The sequence below is a fragment of the Veillonella atypica KON genome, assembly GCF_002959915.1.
GTDB lineage: Bacteria > Bacillota > Negativicutes > Veillonellales > Veillonellaceae > Veillonella > Veillonella atypica.
The window spans coordinates 17211-43320 of the sequence record NZ_PPDE01000002.1 but is presented as its reverse complement, the minus strand read 5'-3'; the positions used below and the strand labels follow the sequence as shown (position 1 = coordinate 43320).

Below are 26110 nucleotides of genomic sequence, written 5' to 3'. Positions count from 1 at the left end.
TAATAGATTTAGTATAACACAAAAGTCCATCTTATCGCACTCAAAATATATAGAGAGACGAAAAGATGGACTTGTATGGGCTTAGATTAAATTGAAAACGCTCAAATTAGCGGTGAATGAAAACGTCTACACGACGGTTTTCAGCTTTGCCGTTTGCAGTTGCATTAGTAGCAACAGGTTTTGCATCACCATTAGCGATACCGATCAAACGGTTAGCATCTACACCATTATTTACCAAGTATTGTGCAACATCTTGTACACGGCGTTCGGACAAGCCAATGTTGTATTGAGGGTTAGCATCAGTATCAGCATTGCCCAACAATTTTACTTGGTCGTTTTTATATTGGTTAGCAGCGTTCAATGCAGCTTGTAAGTTAGCACCTTGGTCTGCACGAGGAACGTCTTGGTCAGAATCGAAGTAGATGGATTGTACATAGTAATCAGCTTTAGCTGGTTTTTGTACAGGTGCTGCAGTGTGTTCAACTACAGGAGCTGGAGCTGGTGCTGGAGTTACAGCGATAGGTTCAGCTTTTTCAGCGCCACCGAAACGGTAGGATAAACCAACTACAGGACCTTGGAAGGATACGTTGTGCTTATCAGTTGCTTTTGTATTTACATAACGGTAACCAGCATTGATATCAAGATCATCAGTTGCTTTGTAACCTAAACCTGCTTCCCAAGTTGTAGTTTCTTTTGTACCGATACCAGCTTTGCCGTATACGTCTACTTTAGAACCTAAAGCAGCTTTACCGATAATACCAACTTGAGCGATATTGTTTGTATGTTTGATAGCATCGCTATGAATGCGACCAAAACCACCATACAATGCAAAGTTTTTGCTCAATGTTTGAATCAAGTTTACTTCTTGCATGTTGGAATCAACATGTTTAGAGTTCAAACCATGGTAACCGTATTGGATAGCAGTTTTGTCGCGCAATGCGTGAGTGATATTGCCATCGAAATTCCATTTATGAGCAGCTTTAAAACCGTCTGCTTTAGTTTCAACGCTTGCAGCGCCAAGATCAACTTGAGTTTCACCTTTTGTAAATTGCGTTTGTGGTGTAGCACCTACAACAGAAATACCCATTGTAGCTACAGCCAATAATGCTATTAATTTTTTATTCATTGTATTATTCCCTCCATTAATCACCCTTACACACATAAGGGCTTTTTTAACGATAATTCTATTGTATACAATTCTTCGAAAAAAATCAATATCCTAATGAAAGCCTTATGAATATATACAAATTTTCGGTCATGTCAACGATATTATTCAATATAATTGTATAAAAGCAAACATGACTCTTCCCACTTACGTTACTTTGTGTGAAAGCTCACATAAAATTCTATAGAATATGATATACTAGCAATAGAATAGTTGTACGTAGTTATAAGGAGGAACCATGAGTAAAACAGCCTATGTAGTACGTCATATCCACTTTGAAAACGCCGGTATTTTAGAACCTTTATTAATAGAACGCGGCTTTACCTTAGAATATATTGAGGCCCCCCTTGCTGACTTTAATCAGTACGATGCAACTAAGGCAGATCTTGTCATCGTCTGTGGGGCCCCTATTGGCGCATACGACGAAGAAATTTATCCTTTTTTGAACGATGAAATCAAGTTTATTAAGGACCGCATCGATAGTAAAAAACCATTACTCGGCATCTGTCTTGGGGCGCAACTTATTTCCCGCATCATGGGCGGCCATGTGGGCCCTATGAGCCATGGTAAGAAGGAAATCGGCTTTGGACCATTGCGTTTTACTGCTGAAGGGCAACATACACCACTAGCCCTCTTAGGCAATACGCCTGTTCTACACTGGCATGGCGATGAATTTGACATTCCAGAAGGCGCCGTTCGCCTTGCTGAAACAGACCTCTGTCCTAACCAAGCCTTTTCGATTGGCAATCATATTTTAGGATTGCAATTTCACCTAGAGGCAGATCCGACCGTTATTGAAAGCTGGCTTGTGGGCCACTGTGCAGAGTTATGTAATGCGGGCATTGATATTCCTAGAATCCGCAAAGATGCACGAGTATTCTCCGAGTCCCTACCAACAGCAGGCAAAAAAGCTATGGCCGCATGGCTAGAATGTAATAATCTATAATTAATCTCATAAACATACTACAAGCCCCCTGTTTATCTGGGGACTTAGTCATGTGCGCACGTATATAAAAGAGGCATCGACCATTACTGGCCGATGCCTCTTTATATTCATATATATATCCCTTACATATATACGTGAAATTGATGATTTTTACAAACAACACGTTCCCCAACGTGTCATTTATTCCACATCTGTATTGTATACCATTCTTAATTACTAGGCAAGAAGTTTTTCATAAAACTTTCATAAACTATTTTAAAAGTTTCAATATACCTATACCACCTTATGCTGCCATGAACCACCTATAAAACGTATGTAGGCGCAAACAAGCCGTAACGATTGATCTAAGCATAGAGAAATCCATGCCCCATATAGCCCAAGGCCCAATGTAATACATAGTACATAGGTAATGATTGGACGAATAACAGCAACACTAATTAATGAATACTTCATGATATAGAAGGTATCACCTGCACCTTTCAACACGCCTGCAAAGACCTGTTGTAGTGCTTGAGGAAAGGCAGCGATAGCCATAATGCCCATCAATGCCGTAGCTAATGTGACAACCTCGCTTTCACGTGTATAGGCTTGTACCAACAAATGACCGGCACTAATAAAAATGAGACCGCTAACGCCCCCCACAAATAAACCCATGCGAGCACCGATACGACCAAAAGCCTTCGCTAAATCCGGCCGTTTATGTCCTAAGTTTTGCCCCGTATGAGAAGCACCGGCAAAGCCAAGGCCCATGGCGAAGTAATAGAATATATCCATCAAGTTCATACACACATAATGTGCAGCCAACGGTACGGCACCAAGGGATGCCACAATCATGGTATATGTATACATACCAAAACGTTCAAAGAACTGCTCCCCTAAAGAGCTACCTCCTACGTGGAATATCGTATGAAGTACGGAACGCTCAAAGCGCCATTTTGACGGATGCAATAAGGTTAGACCAGTCTTGGTATGTTGCGAAATAGCCCGCAATAGCAATGCTGCGATAACGGCACTACTGATGAGCGTCGAAATACCGGCCCCCATGACACCAAATTCTGGGAAAAAGGCAATACCATAAATTAAGAAAAAATTCATAATCGTATTTAAGATATTCCCCACCACATTGGATTTAAAGATAACCTTTGTATTGCCATATCCGATGAGGGCACCTCCTACGATTTGGCTAAAGGACTGGAACACAAGGCTCATGACAATGAACCGACCATACCAAACAGCCGTTTCAATATACCCGTCCTCTGCGCCGGTAAATCGCAAAATATGCTCTAAATTAAATAAGCATATGGCGAGCAATGGAATATAAATTAAAAAGTTCAGTAGTATGGATTGCTTGAGCACTGCATTCATGCCATCGACATCACCTTCACCATGACGGCGGGCAATAATTGCGGTGACTGCAATCGATAAGGCCCGGCAAATGACGAGCATAACCATTTCTGGTTGTCCCATGATACCTACAGAAGCCAGTGCAGAGGCACCCAAGGAGCCTACCATAGCCAAATCAATGGCAGTCATCAACTGCATCATGAGTCCTTGCAAGGTCGCAGGCCAAGCAATTTTTAAGTATTTATTATATAAGTTTTTTGTAGTATCTACCGGCCCCAGTCGATCCTTCATCGGTAATATGGTATCTACTGAGAACCAGCGTTGTAATGATGTTAACATAATGACTCCTCATAATAAACCTCAAGAGATTACATTAAACTTCCCATAATATTACCGTATTATATCATATAACATATGAGAAGTCATTCATATATCATATATTTTAAATAATAACTTATATCAAAAACGCAAAGAACCCCCTTGCATACGTTTTATACCTATCAGGGTATAAGTATCGTAGTTAAGAGGGTTCTTTATTTTATTCCAAGATTATTATATCTTTACAAGTTGATTTTTATTATCAATCATATATTACTTAGCCTTTGGATGCTAACAATTTATCTACCGCTGCTTTCAAATCATCTAAGCCCTTCTTCGTTTCTGCCAATTCACGACGTTGTTGTTCGTTCTCAGCTTCTAATGTAGTAAGACGAGCTGCTTGGTCCGCGATAACATATTTTTGTTCCGCATTTTCCTTTTTAAGGCTAGAGACTTCATCTTGCATTACATACACAGAGCTAATAGGGCCTGCTTTGTAACGATCTGGAATATTTTTCTTTTCTGGGCTGTAACCAAATTTATGAGTTACACCAGCATTAACCATATTATGGTTACCACCAACGGAAACGCCTACGTTGAACATAGTGTTTTCATTTGTGTAATGCGCAAGGCCAAGGGCTGCCGCAGTTTCACCACGATAGTTGCCTACACCGGCCATGACTTGTGTTGGTTCCAATGGGTCATATTGAATAGGTTTCAATGCTGCCATTGCCGCCGCATGAGCACCAACATGTTGCACTTCACCAGCTATTTGATTGATAGCTTGGCTAGTATTTGCATTGGACGTATTTAATTGAGATACATTCACTGCATCTGTTGGATCTGTACCTGGTGCAACCCCTTTAATTTGGTTATTACCATTATTGAGGCCATCCTTCGTTAAGGATACAGGACCTGCATGTGGATTTGTAGGGTTCGCACTACCAGGCGTAATGGTAATACCATTGCCATTTGTTACCGTTGTATTGCCAGCCGCATCCTTAAATGTAGCAGACGTCATATTTGTAAGCTCAGGGTTGACTGCATAACTGATAGATTTACCTGTTTGAGTAACCATCATGTTATTGCCTGCTTTGAAAGTAACGGTTTCTTCAGCCTTAATTTTTTCAGGGCTTGTACCTACAACAGTGCTTTGACCAGATCCCTCTTTATCAACAGCAGCCTTCCAACCAGAATCAGCTACGGCATCTTTCAATTGATCCTCTGTAGCTGCACGGCCAGAAACGATAGAACCTGGTGTCCATGTTTTATTAGTTAAGCCTGTTACCATGCCAGTAGTACCATCTACTGTAACCGCCTTAGTTGGATCTGACCCTAATGTAATCTTATCATTCAACTTATTGTCGTAAATTGTATGACCATCGGCAGCAGTTGTCTTAGTTAATACAATATTGCCCGTCGTACTACCTGCAGTTTCACCATTATTAGCAGTCAATTCAGTAGTGGACTTAGCAGCATACTCTTTCAACTGACCAACATTAACTGCATCTGTATTCGCCACACCAGCCGCAACATTCACAATCTTATTCTTGCCATTATCGAGGCCATCGCTAGTCAAGGAAACAGTATCTTTACCAGTTTTTGTAATCGTTATGCCATCTTTAGTGAAAGTTGCATTGTTGCCAGCAGCATCTTTAACAGTTACTCCCTTAGCATCAGACTTAGTTTCATCACCAGCTGCATTTTTCAATGTATTACTAGTTGCATTGGATACATTAGTATTACCTGCGCCATCATTAATTACATTTTTATCAGCTGTAGATGTGTTCGTCTTAGCACCATCAGTGATAGTAATACCTGCTGCAGTTGTAGCAGTTGATTTATTACCATCTACAACAGTGTTACCCGCTGCATTAGATGTATTTGTTTTACCACCATCTGTTTGAACGATGCTATCACCTTTGATAACAGTTGTTTTACCGCCTGTTGCTTCAAAGGTTGCAGAATTCATCTTAGTAAGGTCTTTATTCAAGGAATAAGATACTGTTTTGCCATTTTGGTCGATGACAAGATTATCTCCGGCTTGAAGTTTTACTTCTTCACCACTGGATACCTTAGTTGAAGCAGCACCATTAGATACACCGCTAGAACCAGCAACGGTACCAGTATTCACCTTCCAACCAGCGCCTACTGCATCAGATACTTGTTGCAATTGATCTTCTGTAGCAGCACGTCCAGTAGTAGCTTTTGTTACACCTGGAACCCATGTGGTATTAGTTAAACCATCCAAATGACCATTAGCGCCATCTAGTGTAACAGGAGTTGCACCATTCCCCATAGTAATCTTATTGTTTACACCATCAACAGCAATATTTCCAATGTTGGCTTTACCAGCAGTGATTGTACTTGTATTAGTACCATCAGTAATGGTATTCGATGTTGCATTGGATGTATTTACATTACCATTACCATCATCGATAACATTACTATCTACAGTGGACTTGTTAGACTTAGCACCATCTTTAATGACTTGACCATCTGCTGTGGTTTCTGTAGATTTAGTACCATTTACTATCGTGTTACCAGCTGCTGTAGATGTATTCGTTTGAGTACCCGCAGTTTGTGTAATACTGTTGCCAGTAATGACTGTCGTATTACTGCCTGTACCAAGGAATGTGGCAGAGTTCATCTTCACAAGATCTTTGTTAAGGGTGAATGTAAAGTCTCGTTCATTTTGGTTTACTGTCATGTTTTCGCCAGCAATCAATTGAACTTTGTCATCTTTACCAACCTTAGCATCCTTCTTAGTACCTGTTTGAGCACCAGACGTAGTAGCATCTTTATCTGCCGTGATTTGCCATGTTTGTTCGCCTACAGCTTTTAATTGTTCTTCTGTAGCCGCACGGCCTTTTGTTGCAAAATCTGCAGAGTTTACAGTTGTATTGGACAATCCAGTGATATCGTTTGTTGTACCACCAGTTACTGTTACTGTACCAGTCTTAATTGTGCCGGCTACACCATCTAACTTAACAGCATTAGCGCCACCAGTTGTGAATGTGTTGTTTACACCATCCACAATGGAAGAACCAATCGTAGCCTTACCTGCTGTACCATCAAGGGTAACTTTGTTAGCACCTACACCAGTTGTAATGTTATCTTTTGTAATAACTGTGCTGTTACCAGCGTTATCTTTAACAGTTACAGAGCTAGATGTTGTTGCTGTAGTATTTGTACCATCTGTAATAGTATTACCATCCACAGTAGATTTATTAGACTTAGTACCATCTACAATTGTATTTTCATCAACAGTAGATGTATTTGTCTTAGTACCGTCTTTAATCACTTGACCAGCAGCTGTAGTTTCTGTGGACTTAGTACCATCAGCTACAGTGTTGCCACCTGCAGTAGATGTATTCGTTTGCGTACCTGCAGTTTGTGTAATGGAATCACCAGTAATAACAGTTTTATTTGTACCTGTGCCAAGGAATGTGGCAGAGTTCATCTTCACAAGATCTTTGTTAAGGGTGAATGTAAAGTCTCGTTCATTTTGGTTTACTGTCATATTTTCACCAGCAATCAATTGAACTTTGTCGTCTTTACCAACCTTAGCATCTTTCTTAGTACCTGTTTGAGCACCAGAAGTAGTAGCATCTTTGTCTGCCGTGATTTGCCATGTTTGTTCGCCTACAGCTTTTAATTGTTCTTCTGTAGCCGCACGACCTTTCGTTGCAAAATCTGCAGAATTTACAGTTGTATTGGACAATCCAGTGATATCGTTTGTTGTACCACCGGTTACTGTTACAGTACCAGTCTTAATAGTACCAGCAGCACCATTCATAGTTACCGCATTAGTACCGCCTGTAGTGAATGTGTTATTTACACCATCAACTACAGAGGAACCAATTGTAGCCTTACCAGCTGTACCATCAAGAGTGATTTTGTTACCACCAACACCAGTTGTAACATTATCTTTTGTAATAACTGTGCTGTTACCAGCATTATCTTTGACAGTTACAGAGCTAGATGTTGTTGCTGTAGTATTTGTACCATCTGTAATAGTGTTAGATGTTGCATTGGATGTATTTACATTACCATTACCATCATCAATTACATTGTTATCTACAGTAGATTTATTAGACTTAGCACCATCTTTAATCACTTGACCATCTGCTGTAGTTTCTGTGGACTTAGTACCATCTGCAACTGTATTACCACCTGCTGTAGATGTATTCACTTTTGTGCCATCGGTTTGAACAATGCTATCGCCTTTAATAACAGTTGTTTTACCGCCTGTTGCTTCAAAGGTTGCAGAATTCATCTTCACAAGATCTTTGTTAAGAGTGAATGTAAAGTCTCGTTCATTTTGGTTTACTGTCATGTTTTCGCCAGCAATCAATTGAACTTTGTCATTTTTACCTACCTTAGCATCCTTCTTAGTACCTGTTTGAGCACCAGATGTAGTAGCATCTTTATCTGCCGTGATTTGCCATGTTTGTTCTCCTACAGCTTTTAATTGTTCTTCTGTAGCCGCACGGCCTTTCGTTGCAAAGTCTGCTACGGTTACGGTTGTGTTAGACAAACCAGTGATATCGTTTGTAGTACCACCAGTTACTGTTACTGTACCAGTCTTAATTGTACCGGCTGCACCATCTAACTTAACAGCATTAGCGCCACCAGTAGTAAATGTGTTGTTTACGCCATCCACAACGGAAGAGCCAAAAGTTGCCTTGCCTGCTGTACCATCAATCGTTATCGCATTAGCACCAGAGCCCAACGTTACTTTATCGTTGAGTTTTACATCATAAATAGTATGACCATCTGCCGCTGTAGTAGATGTTAATGTTACATTACCTGTCGTTGCATTAGCTGCTTCACCGGCATTTGCAGTCACTGTAGTTGTTGCTTTTTTCACATCTGCAATGTTAGCTGCATTTGTATTATCTGTAGCATCATTATTCACATGACCACTGGCAACATTTTTAATTACATTATTGCCATTATCTAAGCCGGCATCCGTTAACGATACAGGAGTCTTACCAGTTGTATTGATACGTACACCATCTGCTGCGTAATTAGTATTTCCGTTAGCAGTAGTTACAGTTGTCCCATCAGCTGTAGTGGCTGTAGATTTAGCACCATCGACTACAGTATTACCCGCTGCAGTAGATGTATTCACTTTTGTTCCATCTGTTTGAACAATGCTATCGCCTTTGATAACAGTTGTTTTACCGCCTGTTGCTCCAAAGGTTGCAGAATTCATCTTCACAAGATCTTTATTCAAGGAGTATGTGAAGTCTCGTTCATTTTGGTTCACTGTGAGGTTTTCACCAGCGATCAATTGAACTTTATCGTCTTTACCTACCTTGGCATCTTTCTTAGTACCTATTTGTACACCAGATGTAGTAGCATCTTTATCTGCAGTGATTTGCCATGTTTGTTCGCCTACAGCTTTTAATTGTTCTTCTGTAGCCGCACGGCCTTTCGTTGCAAAGTCTGCTGCGGTTACGGTGGTATTAGACAAACCAGTAATATCGTTTGTAGTACCACCAATTACCGTTACTGTCCCAGTCTTAACTGTGCCATCTGCACCATTAATCACAACAGCATTAGCACCACCTGTAGTAATCTTGCTTGCTACACCGTCGATACCTACTGTACCAATTTGTGCTTTACCAGCAGTAACTGTACTTGTATTTGTACCATCTGTAATTGTGTTAGATGTAGCATTGGATGTATTTACATTACCATTACCATCATCAATAACATTACTATCTACAGTGGACTTGTTAGACTTAGCACCATCTTTAATGACTTGACCATCTGCTGTAGTTTCTGTGGACTTAGTACCATCTGCAACGGTACTACCACCTGCTGTAGATGTATTCACTTTTGTGCCATCAGTTTGAACGATGCTATCGCCTTTAATAACAGTAGTTCTACCACCTGTGGCTTCAAAGGTTGCAGAGTTCATCTTCACAAGATCTTTATTCAAGGAGTATGTGAAGTCTCGTTCGTTTTGGTTTACTGTAAGGTTTTCACCAGCAATCAATTGAACTTTATCGTCTTTACCTACTTTAGCATTTTTCTTAGTACCTGTTTGAGCACCAGAAGTAGTAGCATCTTTGTCTGCAGTGATTTGCCATGTTTGTTCGCCTACAGCTTTTAATTGTTCTTCTGTAGCGGCACGACCTTTTGTTGCAAAGTCTGCTGCGGTTACGGTTGTGTTAGACAATCCAGTGATATCGTTTGTTGTACCACCAGTTACTGTTACAGTACCAGTTTTGATTGTACCGGCTACACCATCTAACTTAACAGCATTAGCACCACCAGTTGTGAATGTGTTGTTTACACCATCAATTACAGAGGCGCCAACTGTAGCCTTACCAGCTGTACCATCAAGAGTAATTTTGTTACCACCAACACCAGTTGTAATGTTGTCTTTTGTAATAACTGTACTGTTACCAGCATTATCTTTAACCGTTACAGAGCTAGATGTTGTTGCTGTAGTATTTGTACCATCTGTAATCGTATTTGATGTAGCATTGGATGTATTTACATTGCCATTACCATCATCAATTACATTGTTATCTACAGTAGATTTATTAGACTTAGCACCATCTTTAATCACTTGACCAGCTGCTGTAGTTTCTGTGGACTTAGTACCATCAGCTACAGTATTACCAGCTGCAGTAGATGTATTCGTTTGAGTACCAGCAGTTTGCGTAATAGAATCACCAGTAATAACAGTTTTGTTAGTACCTGTACCAAGGAATGTAGCAGAGTTCATCTTCACAAGATCTTTGTTAAGAGTAAATGTAAAGTCTCGTTCATTTTGGTTTACTGTCATATTTTCGCCAGCAATCAATTGAACTTTGTCATCTTTACCTACCTTAGCATCCTTCTTAGTACCTGTTTGAGCACCAGAAGTAGTAGCATCTTTATCTGCCGTGATTTGCCATGTTTGTTCTCCTACAGCTTTTAATTGTTCTTCTGTAGCGGCACGACCTTTTGTTGCAAAGTCTGCTGCGGTTACGGTTGTGTTAGACAATCCAGTGATATCGTTTGTTGTACCACCAGTTACTGTTACAGTACCAGTTTTGATTGTACCGGCTACACCATCTAACTTAACAGCATTAGCACCACCAGTTGTGAATGTGTTGTTTACACCATCAATTACAGAGGCGCCAACTGTAGCCTTACCAGCTGTGCCATCAAGAGTGATTTTGTTACCACCAACACCAGTTGTAATGTTGTCTTTTGTAATAACTGTACTGTTACCAGCATTATCTTTAACCGTTACAGAGCTAGATGTTGTTGCTGTAGTATTTGTACCATCTGTAATCGTATTTGATGTAGCATTGGATGTATTTACATTGCCATTACCATCATCAATTACATTGTTATCTACAGTAGATTTATTAGACTTAGCACCATCTTTAATCACTTGACCAGCTGCTGTAGTTTCTGTGGACTTAGTACCATCTGCTACAGTGTTGCCACCTGCAGTAGATGTATTCATTTGAGTACCTGCAGTTTGTGTAATGGAATCACCAGTAATAACAGTTTTGTTAGTACCTGTACCATTGAACGTAGCAGATTCCAAATCTTTAAGCGCCTTACTCAAGGAGTACGCTACAGTTTTACCATTTTGATCAACAATTAAGTTGTTACCAGCTTGGAATTGAACTTCTTCACCGCTTGCTACCTTAGTAGATGCAGCACCATTAGATTCACCTGTAGATCCAGTGACCTTACCAGTGTTTACTTTCCAACCAGCACCAACTGCGTCAGATACCTTTTGCAATTGATCTTCTGTTGCAGCACGACCAGAAACAGCTTGTGTTACACCTGGTGTCCAGTCTTTATTCGCAAGACCCATTACATGGTTATTTGTACCATCTATAGTAACACCACCAATATTAGCAGTCTTACCTGTGATTGTACCTGTAGCACCATTTAATGTTACAGGGCTTGCACCACCTGTTGTGAATGTATTATTTACACCATCTACAATAGAAGAACCAATCGTAGCCTTACCAGCAGTAATAGTACTTGTATTAGTACCATCTGTAATGGTATTCGATGTAGCATTGGATGTATTTACATTACCATTGCCATCATTGATTACATTACTATCTACAGTAGATTTATTGGACTTAGCACCGTCTTTAATTACTTGACCATCTGCTGTAGTTTCTGTGGACTTAGTACCATTTGCTACATTATTACCAGACGCTGTAGCAGTATTAGTCTTAGTACCATCAGTTTGAACGATGCTATCGCCTTTGATAACAGTTGTTTTACCGCCTGTTGCTTCAAAGGTTGCAGAATTCATCTTCACAAGATCTTTGTTAAGAGTGAATGTAAAGTCTCGTTCATTTTGATTTATGGTCATGTTTTCGCCAGCAATCAATTGAACTTTATCATCTTTACCTACCTTAGCATCCTTCTTAGTACCTGTTTGAGCACCAGAAGTAGTAGCATCTTTATCTGCCGTGATTTGCCATGTTTGTTCTCCTACAGCTTTTAATTGTTCTTCTGTAGCCGCACGGCCTTTCGTTGCAAAGTCTGCTGCGGTTACGGTTGTGTTAGACAAACCAGTGATATCGTTTGTAGTACCACCAGTTACTGTTACTGTACCAGTCTTAATTGTGCCGGCTACACCATCTAACTTAACAGCATTAGCACCACCAGTTGTGAATGTGTTGTTTACACCATCAACTACAGATGCGCCAACTGTAGCCTTACCAGCTGTACCATCAAGAGTAATTTTGTTACCACCAACACCAGTTGTAATGTTGTCTTTTGTAATAACTGTACTGTTACCAGCATTATCTTTAACCGTTACAGAGCTGGATGTTGTTGCTGTAGTATTTGTACCATCTGTAATCGTATTTGATGTAGCATTGGATGTATTTACATTGCCATTACCATCATCAATTACATTGTTATCTACAGTAGATTTATTGGACTTAGCACCATCTTTAATTACTTGACCAGCTGCTGTCGTTTCTGTGGACTTAGTACCATCAGCTACAATATTACCACCTGCAGTAGATGTATTTGTTTGTGTACCTGCAGTTTGCGTAATGGAATCACCAGTAATAACAGTTTTGTTAGTACCTGTACCATTGAACGTAGCAGATTCCAAATCTTTAAGCGCCTTATTCAAGGAGTACGCTACAGTTTTACCATTTTGATCAACAATTAAGTTGTTACCAGCTTGGAATTGAACTTCTTCACCGCTTGCTACCTTAGTAGATGCAGCACCATTAGATTCACCTGTAGATCCAGTGACCTTACCAGTGTTTACTTTCCAACCAGCGCCAACTGCGTCAGATACCTTTTGCAATTGATCTTCTGTTGCAGCACGACCAGAAACAGCTTGTGTTACACCTGGTGTCCAGTCTTTATTCGCAAGACCCATTACATGGTTATTTGTACCATCTACAGTAACACCACCAATATTAGCAGTCTTACCTGTGATTGTACCTGTAGCACCATTTAATGTTACAGGGCTTGCACCACCTGTTGTGAATGTATTATTTACACCATCCACAATAGAAGAACCAATCGTAGCTTTACCAGCTGTACCATCTATTGTTACCGCATTAGCACCAGAGCCCAACGTTACTTTATCGTTGAGTTTTACATCATAAATAGTATGACCATCTGCCGCTGTAGTAGATGTTAATGTTACATTACCTTTAGTAGAATTAGCAGCCTCACCAGCATTAGCAGTAATTTCAGTTTTAGCTGCTTTCTTAGCTGCATTGATAGCATCAGCTACGTTTTGAGCTGTTGCTACACCATCTGTAGTTGGGCCTGTAATTGTGCCATCTGCACCAGCAGTGATAGATGCTGTATTTACATCATATTTCACAACGCCATTATCATCGATAGATGCAGTTGTTAACGTACCATTTTTAAAGTTCAAGCCATCGGCTAATGAAACTTGTTTTGCAGTACCATCATTTGCCTTATAGGACAAGTTCGTCTTATTCGCAATCTTAGTACCATCAATAGTTACCTTGTAATCCTTAGTTGTACCATCTGCACTCGTTGTAGGTATTACAGTCAATGGATTATTAGCATCTGTTGTATCTGTACTTACTGTTACAGCAGCGACAGCAGATTTTTTTAACTTCTGCTTCAGAGACTGTAAGATTTACATTTTTACCGTTTACGTCAGTAGAGATGTATTTACCATCACCTTTAATACCGAATGTATCATCCTTAAGATTTACGGAACCAGTATTGGTTGCTACATCACCTGTGAACTTCAACGTGGTAGCACCAGTGGCAGCCTTTAATTGTTCTTCAGTAGCCGCACGGCCCTTCGTTGCAAAATCGGCTGCTGTTACAGTTGTGTTAGATAAACCAGTGATATCGTTTGTTGTACCACCAGTTACTGTTACTGTACCAGTCTTAATTGTGCCATCAGCACCATTAATCACTACTGCATTGGCACCACCAGTCGTAATCTTGCTTGCAATACCATCGATTCCAACGGAACCAATTTGTCCTTTACCAGCTGTGATTGCACTTGTGTTTGTACCATCTGTAATTGTATTGGATGTAGCATTAGATGTATTTACATTAGCACCATCAGTTTGAACAATGCTATCGCCTTTGATAACAGTTGTTTTACCGCCTGTTGCTTCAAAGGTTGCAGAGTTCATCTTCACAAGATCCTTATTCAAGGAGTATGTAAAGTCTCGTTCATTTTGATTTACTGTGAGATTTTCACCAGCAATCAATTGAACTTTGTCGTCTTTACCTACTTTAGCATTTTTCTTAGTACCTGTTTGGGCACCAGACGTAGCCGCATCTTTATCTGCTGTGATTTCCCAAGTTTGGCTACCCGCAGCATCTGCAACAGCTTTCAATTGGTCTTCTGTTGCAGCTCGGCCAGTAGTAGCAGTACCATTCCAAGTTGTATTAGATAAGCCGCCAATAGTATTAGCCGTACCGTTAACAGTAACACCACCGATATTGGCAGTTGTACCTGTAATTGTGCCTGTGGCACCATCTAAGGTTACGGCCTTAGCACCACCTGTAGTGAATGTGTTATTGACACCATTAATGACAGAGGAACCAATCGTAGCTTTACCAGCTGTACCATCTATTGTTACCGCATTAGCACCAGAGCCCAACGTTACTTTATCGTTGAGTTTTACATCATAAATAGTATGACCATCAGCAGCTGTAGTAGATGTTAATGTCACATTACCTGTTGTTGCATTAGCTGCTTCACCAGTGTTAGCAGTGATTTCAGTTTTAGACGCTTTTTTAGCTGCATTGATAGCATCGGCTACGTTTTTAGCTGTTGCTACACCATCTGTAGTTGGACCTGTAATTGTACCATCTGTACCAGCAGTGATAGATGCTGTATTTACATCGTATTTCACAACGCCATTATCATCGATAGATGCAGTTGTTAACGTACCATTCTTGAAGTTTAGACCATCGGCTAAGGAAACTTGTTTTGCAGTACCATCATTTGCCTTATAGGACAAGTTCGTCTTATTCGCAATCTTAGTACCATCAATAGTTACCTTGTAATCCTTAGTTGTACCATCCGCACTAGTTGTCGGTGTTACAGTCAATGGATTATTGGCATCTGTTGTATCTGTGCTTACTGTTACAGCAGCTACAGCCGATTTTTTAACCTCTGCTTCAGATACTTTCACAGTCAAATTCTTGCCATTCGCATCAGTAGATACATATTTACCATCACCAACAACACCCAATGTATCATCTTTCAGATTGACTACACCAGGGGATGTATTTGTATCGCCAGCGAATTTCAAGTTAACTGCATCAGTAGTCGTTTTAGCTGTTTCAGCCACTGCTTTCAATTGATCTTCCGTCGCTGCACGGCCAGTTGTAGCTGTACCATTCCAAGTTGTATTGGCCAAGCCAGTTACATGATTATTATCACCATCGACAGTTACACCACCGATAACTGCATTTTTAGCAGTAATTTTACCAGTTGCGCCATCAAGTTTAATGGTTTCAGTTGTACCAGTACCGACAGATACGCTAGTCAAACCAGCAAGATCCTTATTCAATGAATAAGTAAACTTACGTTCATCTTGATTAATTGTAAGGTTATCCCCTGCAACCAATTCGACAGTTTCATCCTTGCCAACAGTAGCATTTTTCTTAGTACCTGTTTGATTACCAGTTGTACCAGCTTTGTCTGCCGTAATATTCCAAGTTTGACTAGATGCAGCATCTGCAACAGCTTTCAATTGATCTTCTGTTGCAGCTCGGCCAGTAGTAGCTGTGCCATTCCAAGTTGTATTAGATAAACCGCCAATAGTATTAGCCGTACCATTTACAGTAACGCCACCAATAGTAGCCGTTTTACCTGTAATAGCACCCGTTGTACCATCAATCGTTACCGCATTAACACCAGTACCAAGTTTCACCTTATCATTGAGTTTTACATCATAAATAGTATGACCATCAGCAGCTGTAGTAGATGTTAATGTCACATTACCTGTCGTTGCATTAGCTGCTTCACCTGTATTAGCAGTGATTTCAGTTTTAGACGCTTTTTTAGCTGCATTGATAGCATCAGCTACGTTTTTAGCTGTTGCTACGCCATCAGTAGTTGGGCCTGTAATTGTACCATCTGTACCTGCAGTGATAGATGCAGTATTTACATCATATTTTACAACGCCTTTATCATCGATAGATGCAGTCGTCAAAGTACCATTTGTGAAGTCTAAGCCATCTGCTAAAGATACTTGTTTAGCAGTACCACTATTTGCTTTGTAGGACAAGTTCGTCTTGTTAGCAATCTTAGTACCATCAATAGTTACCTTGTAATCCTTAGTGGTACCATCTGCACTCGTTGTAGGTGTTACGGTCAATGGATTATTAGTATCTGTTGTATCTGTGCTGACTGTTACAGCTGCTACAGCAGATTTTTTAACCTCTGCTTCAGAGACTGTAAGATTTACATTTTTACCATTTACGTCAGTAGAGATGTATTTCCCATCACCTTTAATACCGAATGTATCATCTTTAAGATTTACAGATCCAGTATTAGCCGCTACATCACCTGTGAACTTCAATGTCGTAGCACCAGTGGCTGCTTTCAATTGGTCTTCTGTTGCAGCACGTCCAGATACGGCTGTACCATTCCAAGTTGTATTAGATAAGCCGCCAATAGTATTAGCCGTACCATTTACAGTAACGCCACCAATAGTAGCCGTTTTACCTGTAATAGCACCCGATGTACCATCAATCGTTACCGCATTAGCACCAGAACCTAATGTCACCTTATCGTTGAGTTTTACGTCATAAATAGTATGACCATCTGCAGCTGTGGTAGATGTTAATGTCACATTACCTGTTGTTGCATTAGCTGCTTCACCTGTATTAGCAGTGATTTCAGTTTTAGACGCTTTTTTAGCTGCATTGATAGCATCTGCTACGTTTTTAGCAGTTGCTACACCATCAGTGGTAGGACCTGTAATTGTGCCATCTGTACCAGCAGTGATAGTTGCGGAATTAACAGCAACTTTCACCCCTGCTGCCGTAGCAGATGTGCTCACAAGACTGCCATCACCGGTCACGGCAAAGGATACGTCCCCATCTTTAAGGTATTTATTACCTGTGGAACCAGTGTCAGCAGTGAGGCCAATGCCCTTAGTAGTAGCATTAACTGTGTCAGCATCCAAACCAACTGTAATCGTTTGATTATTAACAGTCGCCGTTACGCCATTGGCACCAGCTACATTAAGTTTTTGATTTTTAAGGTCTACAGTGCCATCATGTGTGCCGTCCGTAATATTGAGGTTTTGAGACAAGTTAGCCACTGCATTTTGAACATCGCCAATATTCGCAGCATTCGTCAATGTAGTGCCACCGCTAGCCACATTGCTAATGACCTTGTTACCAGCATTGATGCCAGCCGTTTTATCAATAGAAATACCACCAACGGTCACATTATCTGTTGTCACTCCAGTGCCTGTAATGGCCGTTGTGCCATTAGTTAAACCATTCGTATTGATAACCGTATTGCCTGCCGTGAAGGATGTACCTGTAAATGATGTGCCTGTGAAAGTAGTACCTGTGAAAGCTTTACCCGTTACAGAACCATCAGTACCATCCAAGGTAATTTTATTCGCACCAGAACCAACAGTTACTTTGTTATTAGCTGTTACAGAATCAACAGTAATATCTTTCTTAGTAGCAACAGTAATCTTCTTTTTATCTGTACCATCTTGTGTAATCTCGATGTTATCACCATTAACAAGATCTACTGTATCGCCGCCTTTAACAGCCGTTTTATCGGTTGTGCTGGAATTCGTTGTAATATTCCAAGCCGCACCTGCTTTTGCTGCATCAGCCGCTTTGTTGATAGCATCAGCTACATTTTGCGCAGTTGCCAAGCCATCATTACCAGTTACAGATGCTTCACCTGTGGTAGCATTACTGTTAATCGTAGCACGCTTTGTAGAAATCTCAACCGTATTACCATTCATATTAGTAGATACAAAGTCACCTGTTGCGCCTTTCACATTAAATGCCACATCAGCAGTGCTCAAGGATTGGCTGGACGCAGTGCCAGTATCTGCACCAAGGGAGATATGTCTAGCTAACGCTGCTGTATTAGTAGCAATAGCGGATGTATTTTTAGTGATATTACCCTTATTAGCAGCAATATCTGTGGTATTCGTGTTGATTTGATTCTTAGTTGTCGTATTAAGATCAAAGGATACTTTGCCATCATTATCAACTGTAGCAACAGTGGATCCACCATCTACAAAATCAAGACCTTTAGATAAAGAAACCTTCTTCGCATTAGCATCTGCTGCACTATTAGCACGATATGTTAAATCAGTTTTAGCTGCAAGTTTTGTTGTATCGATACCAATTGCATAATCCTTAGAATTTGTGCCCGCTGTTGGGGTTACAGTAATCGGATTGTCAGCTTGCGTATCCTTACTTACTGTTACAGCAGCTACCGCTAAATCTTTCACCTTAGCCGCATCAACAGCAACTTTCACACCCGCTGCCGTAGCAGACGTGCTCACAAGATTGCCATCGCCAGTTACCGCAAAGGATACATCACCGTCTTTAAGGTATTTATTACCTGTAGAACCAGTATCAGCAGTAAGGCCAATACCCTTCGTTGTAGCATTAACAGTATTCGCGTCCAAACCAACTGTGATCGTTTGGTTATTTACAGTCGCTGTTACACCATTAGCACCAGCCACGTTAAGTTTTTGGTTTTTAAGGTCCACAGTGCCATTATTTGTACCATCAGTAATATTAAGGTTTTGAGACAAGTTAGCAACAGCTTGTTTCACATCCCCAATGTTCGCTGCATTGGAATCATCGGTAGCATTATTGTTTACCGTACCGCTGGCTACATTAGAGATAACTTTACCACCAGCATTGATACCAGCAGTTTTATCAATAGAGATACCACCTACAGTTACTTTATCTGTTGTAATACCTGTGCCTGTAATAGCAGTTGTACCATTTGTTAAACCAGACGTATTGATAACCGTATTACCTGCAGTTACGGAATCAACAGTTATATTCTTAGCCGTTCCGATGGTGAAAGTCTTACCAGTTTGGCTGATTTCAATGTTATCACCATTGTTAAAGGTAATAGTATCGCCACCTTTTACCTCTTCTTCAGCATGAGTATTCGCTTTCACCTTGAAAGAAGAAGCAGACTTAGCAGCATCCTTAATCGCTTGTTCATTAACCGTCAACGTTACATCATTACCAGATGCAGCGGTAGAGATATACTTGTTATCCCCTTTGATATTAAAAGATACATTACCATCTTTTAAGGACTTAGCAGTCGTGGATGTACCTTTATCATCAGCTAACGCAATAGTATGAGCAATGTTTGCTGTGTTTGTTGCAATATTAGTGGTATTTGTCGCAATTTTACCTTTATTAGTAGCAATATCTGCTGTATTGGTTGCTATATTGTCTTTATTTGTTGCAATATCTGTAGTATTCGTATTGATTTGAGTCTTAGTTGCTGTATTAAGATCAAAGGATACTTTGCCATCTTCATCAACAGAGGCTACCGTGGATGTACCATTTACAAAGTCTAAGCCTTTAGATAATTTAACAGATTTAGCATCTGTATCAGCCGATGTATTTGCACGATATGTTAAGGATTGACCGCCAATTGTATCTTTCAATTGCTTAACATTAACCGCATCAGTATCAGCGGTACCTTCAGCAACCTCTTTAATTTTATTACCACCAGCAGTGATTTCATCAACAGTAAATTGAACCATTTTACCGGCTGCATTCTGGAATCCCATACCTTTGGCACTGCCTTCTGCAATATTGCCATCTTCATCACTAAACGTGAGATCTTTAGACGTAAGAGCACTGCTATTAGGTCCTGATTGAATAGATACCGTGTCTAAAGCAATAGTCGTTGTGGCCTTGTTAGCACCAGTTGCACCGTTCGTAAAGCTTAACTGATCACTAGTAATAGTAGAACCAGCACCAACATTATCTAGAAATTCAGCTTTCCGAGCTTTAATACTACCATCTCTACCATTAATCTTAATTGTTTCATTGCCAAGAGTACCAAGTGAAACAGAATCTAAACCTGTAAGGTCTTTGTTTAGCTTAATTGAAATATCTTTATTATTACGATCAACTGTAATATTAGTATCGCCAGTGAAATCTACGATATCACCTTTGCCTACAGTTGCAGTAGTGGCTTCGCCATTAGCAGATAGTTTCCAGCTATATTGATTATCGGAGATAGTCTTATTAATAACGTCCGCAACATTTTTAGTTGTGGCTACACCAGCAGCATCGGCTTTCACAGTACCGTCTGTATTATTTGAAAGCGTTCCCTCTGCTACATCAACGGTAATAGTTTGATTATTAACAGTAGTTGTCGCTGCACCTGTACCTGTAATAGTTAATTTTTGACTTTTAAGAGCCACAGAGCTATCTTTTGTACCATCACTGATATTTAGGTTTTGAGACAAACCATTAACAGCAGAGTTAATAGCACTAGCTACATTCTTAGCAGTAGCTAAACCATCAGCACCTGTTACGGAAGCAGCACCAGTATTGGCATCACTATTGATAGTTGCACGCTTTGTAGATACTTTTACGGCACTACCATCCATGGTAGTGGAGATATAGTCACCAGTGGCACCACTCACCGCAAAGGACACATTACCATTGCTTAAAGACTGACTAGAACCTGTACCACTATCCGCGTTAAGCGTAATAGTGCGACCTACTGCTGTAGCAGATTTATTAATAGAATCTTTTGTGGCTTGATTTAAATCAAAAGATACTTTGCCATCAGAATCTACAGATGACACCGTATTTGTCCCATTAACAAAATTAAGACCTTTGGCTAAAGATACAGTTTTTGCTGTAGCACCATTGGCTGTATAGGCTAAATTCGTTTTAGCTGCAAGTTTTGTAGTATCAATGCCAATTGCATAATCTTTAGAGTTAATACCTGCTGTTGGAGTTACAGTAATAGGATTATCTATAGTATTAGCTTTACTTACGGTTACTGCATCTACTGCTAAGTCTTTTACTTTTGTGGAATCAACAGATACTTGAACTCCTGTTGTAGTAGAACTAGTCTTAACAAGATTACCATCACCGGTTACATTAAAGATGGCATCGCCGTCTTTAAGATATTTTTTTGTGGCAAATCCACTGTCACCTTTGATACCAATACCATTAGTAGTTGCATTATAAGTATTCGTATCAAGACTAACGGTCACAGTTTGTCCATTTACGTAAGTTCTAACACCATTTGAACCGGACACTTTAAGATTTTGTTGGTCTAGTTTTACAGTACCGTTATTGGCTCCATCTGTCAGGTTAAGCGTTGCACCTGATACATAACGCTTAACGTCTCCAATATTAGCCGCATTACTATCTGTACTACCACCAGTAGCTACACCAGTAATGGTCTGATTACCTGCACTAATGCCATTTGTACCAAATGAAACTGCACTTGATCCAGTACCACTTGTTAAACCGGTAGTATTAATTGTCGTACTGCCCGCTGTGAAAGTTTGACCTGTCACAGCACCGGTTTTACCATTAATAGAAACCGCATTAGTACCACTACCGAATGTTGCCTGTGCATTGGTTCCATTTAAACTAATCGCATTATTACCGGAACCAGCCGTAATAGTTGCAGCGGTTCCATCTAATTTAATTGCATTAGCGCCAATACCAGCCGTCATTGCACCTGTTGTACCATCTAGTACTAGTTGTTTAGCTGCCGTACCTACGGTTACCTTATTGCTAGCTTTCACAGAATCTACGGTAATATCTTTATTTAATTTGGTAGTAATCTTCTTACCTGTACGTTCAACAGTAATATTAGAAGAATCACCATTGAAATCTACCTTATTACTTTTTGCTACGCTTTCACCAGCATCACCATTAGCAGATACCGTCCATGTATATGCATTTTTAGAAATGGCATCATTAATAGACTGCGCTACGTTTTTTGCATCAGCCATACCTTTATTGGCTGATGCCACGCCATTAGCATTAACACTAATATCCTGTGTTTTACCAGCAATGGTAATACCATTTGTATTTGCTGTCGTTGTAATGTAGGTAGTATCCCCTTTTATAGCCAATGTACCATTAGCAAGGTTCACATCATTATTGCCACTATTGCCACTGAAAGCAAGGTTTACGCTCTTTAATTGAGCCACATTGACTGCATCTGTATTATTTGTACCAGCTGCTACACCAGTAATTTGACGAGTTACACTAGCACCCTCACCAACAGATACCGCTGCATTTGTGCTGGTAAGTATATTATTAGTTAATCCACCATACTTATTAGTACGACCATCATTTGGATCGTATCCTTTAACACCTTTATCAACAGTAGCCTTAGAGCTGGAGCCTATTGCAACGCCATCTTTTACCTTAGCAATTGCACCGGTTCCAAGAGCTGTGGCATTTTCTGCTGTTGCAGAGGCAGCAGATCCTAATGCAGTCGCATTTTTAGCTATAGCAGATGCCTGATGACCAAATGCACTCGCCTCAGTTGCATCAGTTGTAGCTCCAAAACCAACTGCAGTTTGGAAATCAGTACTATCCTTAGTCACCGTTGCCGAGCCAATAGCAGTAGTACCTACACCAGCAGCTTTAGCCCCTTGGAAATTACCATAGTTATCACCACCACCAAGAGCAACCGCATAATCACCATTTGCAGTAGTATTGCGCCCTATAGCAATACTAGGCGCCGAACCGACCTTTACTTTAGCATTACTATTTTCACCGATTGCAATAGTAGAGAAACCTAGTGCTTTGGCACCTTTACCTATTGCAACAGAGGAAGCAGCGCCACCTTGTGCGCCATTACCAATAGCCACTACATCATTAATCGCAGACTTATCTGTACTATTAATAATAGTAGCACTTTGGCCCATTAATACAGACCCACTAGTGTATACATCACCCGAGCCAGCACTTTTACCAATACTAACATTGTTGTTACCTGTTAATTTACGTCCCGCATCTCTACCAATACCAACATTTTCTGTTCCATTAGATTGAAACCCTGCGGCCCAACCAATTCCTATTGATTTAGAATTATTTTGAGCTCCATAATTTGATTGATAACCAATAGAAACTACAGATTCGGCATTAGCTTGAGAACCATTTCCTAAAGAAACACCATTATCACCGGATGATTGAGCACCTGGACCAATTGCAACAGCATCATTTCCTGTAGCACCATCATTATTTTTATTGCCAACTGCTGATGATTTTACTGAAACGTAATTGATAGGTTTAATTTGGCTAGCAACAGCAAATAATTGGGAACCATTAATGGCATCTGTACTTGTAGCAGATACTTCACCAGCTGCTACGTTCTTGATTTGACGTTCTTTACCTGCTGCACCAACAGAAACCTGCATGTTAGGGTCTGAAGTAGCACCCGCAAAGTTATATGCAATACCATTAACCGTAGTTGAAGTTTGTTTTGTAGCTGTTGTTGCAGTTGTAGAGCCACTACCTAACGCAACTGCGCCCTTCAAAGTTGATTGTGCATTTGTACCAATAGCTACTGCATCCTCAGCACTAGCCTTTGTATTTTTACCAATAGCCAAAGCACCTTTTGCTGAAGCAGTAGTTCTATCAGCAGATGTATCATTATCTTGTGCACCTATTGCCAACCCGCCTTTTGATGCATAAGCATGATGTCCTATCGCTGTGGATGTATCATCAGCAACCACCTTACGACCCATTGCAACAGAGTAACCACCATTTGCAGAGGCTCCATTACCCATAGCTAAAGAGGTCGATCCTTTAGTAATTGTTTGTCGACCTATTGAGACTGAATATGTTCCTTTAGCAGTAGAATCTTGACCAATTACGACTGCACCAGCATCTTTATTGCCAGTGTCTTCTAATACGCGTTGACCAAGTGCTACACCACCAGTTGCAGCAACAGAAGTCTGTCCAATAGCAACACCACCATTTGCAGCATTAGCATAATAGCCAAGAGCTACTGCATTATCACCTTCTGCAGTAGTGGCAATATTAATATTCCGATTAAGACGATTAATATCACCACCATCAGCCTTAAGCTCCTCTGCAAAACCAACTGTGCCAGTCCCCCCTGCACCACCTCCAATAGCTACGGAATTACTACCTAATGCTTGTGCATTTACACCTAAAGCAGTCGTTCTAACAGCACTAGCTATTGCATTACTACCTATAGCCGTAGCATCTTGCTCAGATGCTTGAGATTTAAAGCCATATGCGGCTGACTGCTTACCAGTTGCATGTGCTTCACTACCTACAGCCGTTGCATTTATATTCAATGCTTGGCCATCATAACCAATAGCAATGCCCCCTCCAGCTTTTGCCTTAGAACGATCACCTGCTGCAATGGTACCATTATCTGTTGCTTCAGAGTCCTTACCAATAGAAATTGATTGTCCACCACTAGCTGTAGCTTTACCAATTGCTACGGAGTAACTCCCCGAAGCTGTCGCACCGCTACCTGCAAATGCACTTTCTCCCAAAGCAGTTGCACCAGCACCAATCGCGGTAGACTTTTCAGCACCCGCTTTGGCATTATACCCAATTGCAGTTGATTTCTCACCTGTAGCCTCTGTTTTCTCAGTATTATTATTAGCATCGCTACCATTGCCACCACCGATTGCAATTGCGTTAGCTGCAGCGGCTCTCGCACTACGACCAAGTGCAGTGGCATTACCACCAGTGGCAACGGCACGTAAACCAATAGCAGCATCCCCCCATTGGGCATAATTATTAATTGTTGCTGGAGTATCATTATATGGAGAAGGATCATTAGCTGCCCCTGTATAAACATTAGCCCCAGCCAAAGCCTGGTAACCAATAGATAAAGAACCATTACCATAGCCACGAGCTGCGGGTCCCATTACAGTGGATCCTTCTTTCACAGCTTTAGATTGTTCACCCACGGCAATGGAATTATCTGCAGATACATTAGCCTTCCAACCAAGGCCTACACCATATTGCCCTGTAACCGAAGAATCTGAGCCAATTGCAGTCGCATAAACTGTATCTCCATGTGTTCGATATCCTAAAGCAACCGCACCGGTCCCTATTGCACTAGCATGTCCACCAACAGCAGTAGCACCAGTAACATTATTCCCTAATGCATAACCTTGCGCGAAACTATCTGAACCTATAGCAACGGATTTAGCACTAGAAGCATTCGCAGCCACACCTATAGCTTGAGCATTTTGTCCTGTTGCACTGGATGAACGCCCCATCCAAAATGCACTTTGAGCTCCTTCTCCACCTGCTGGCCACGCTGCAAATGTTGCTTGTCCTCCATTAACCATCGCCAACGCCGCAAATATCCCGGCCACTACGATTTTCTTTTTACCTGTTTTGTTCTTCGCAATTTCAGATACTACAATGTAGCACTGTTTTGACTTAGACCAAATTACTTTAAAAATCTTATTCATTCGTTTTCCTTTTACTAACTATCTCTCAAAACCATATCTTATATAAATTATTTTCTAGTGTTTGTATTTCGTTATGCCTCAAAATATACCCATTATATTTTAAAGCTCATTTCATAATTTTATCATATTTTATCTATATCAAACAATAAAATTCGATACATTATGCGAATATTTAATTGCAAATCAAATATTTTCAAAAGCCAAAAGAATATAGATTTAATCTATTTCTTTTATTTTTATCTATGTATATTTTTATCTTTTTGGATAAATGTTTATGAATGATTATGCAACCTAATTGTTAATCAACTTTCCATAAAATATCTCTATTTATTTTCAATATGCGTATTTTTCATCTCGTATTTATTAATTGATGTAATATTTTATTTTCAA

5 protein-coding genes are annotated in these 26110 nt (G+C 40.3%); 1 reads left to right on the top strand and 4 read right to left on the bottom strand.

The window, feature by feature from the left end:
* Positions 1 to 106 precede the first annotated feature (106 nt).
* Complete coding sequence (locus VAHSUH02_RS00920; RefSeq protein ID WP_038148864.1) at positions 107 to 1126, bottom strand: OmpA family protein; 1020 nt, start codon at positions 1124 to 1126, stop codon at positions 107 to 109.
* 277 nt (positions 1127 to 1403) lie between these two features.
* Here VAHSUH02_RS00920 and VAHSUH02_RS00915 point away from each other — a divergent pair, with 277 nt between their 5' ends.
* Positions 1404 to 2111, top strand: coding sequence for a glutamine amidotransferase (locus VAHSUH02_RS00915; RefSeq protein ID WP_005383652.1), 708 nt, complete (start codon positions 1404 to 1406; stop codon positions 2109 to 2111).
* Positions 2112 to 2384: 273 nt separating this feature from the next.
* Here the strand turns inward: VAHSUH02_RS00915 and VAHSUH02_RS00910 are convergent, their stop codons facing one another.
* The 3 genes from VAHSUH02_RS00910 to VAHSUH02_RS00900 all read right to left on the bottom strand — a co-directional run bounded on the left by VAHSUH02_RS00910 (position 2385) and on the right by VAHSUH02_RS00900 (position 25720).
* A complete protein-coding gene (locus VAHSUH02_RS00910; RefSeq protein ID WP_038148867.1) occupies positions 2385 to 3794 on the bottom strand; it encodes an MATE family efflux transporter in 1410 nt (469 codons plus the stop codon).
* A gap of 256 nt (positions 3795 to 4050) precedes the next feature.
* Complete coding sequence (locus VAHSUH02_RS00905) at positions 4051 to 13815, bottom strand: YadA-like family protein (protein ID WP_105112027.1); 9765 nt, start codon at positions 13813 to 13815, stop codon at positions 4051 to 4053.
* A 7-nt stretch (positions 13816 to 13822) separates the two neighbouring features.
* Positions 13823 to 25720, bottom strand: coding sequence for an ESPR-type extended signal peptide-containing protein (locus VAHSUH02_RS00900; protein WP_105112026.1), 11898 nt, complete (start codon positions 25718 to 25720; stop codon positions 13823 to 13825).
* Positions 25721 to 26110 lie beyond the last annotated feature (390 nt).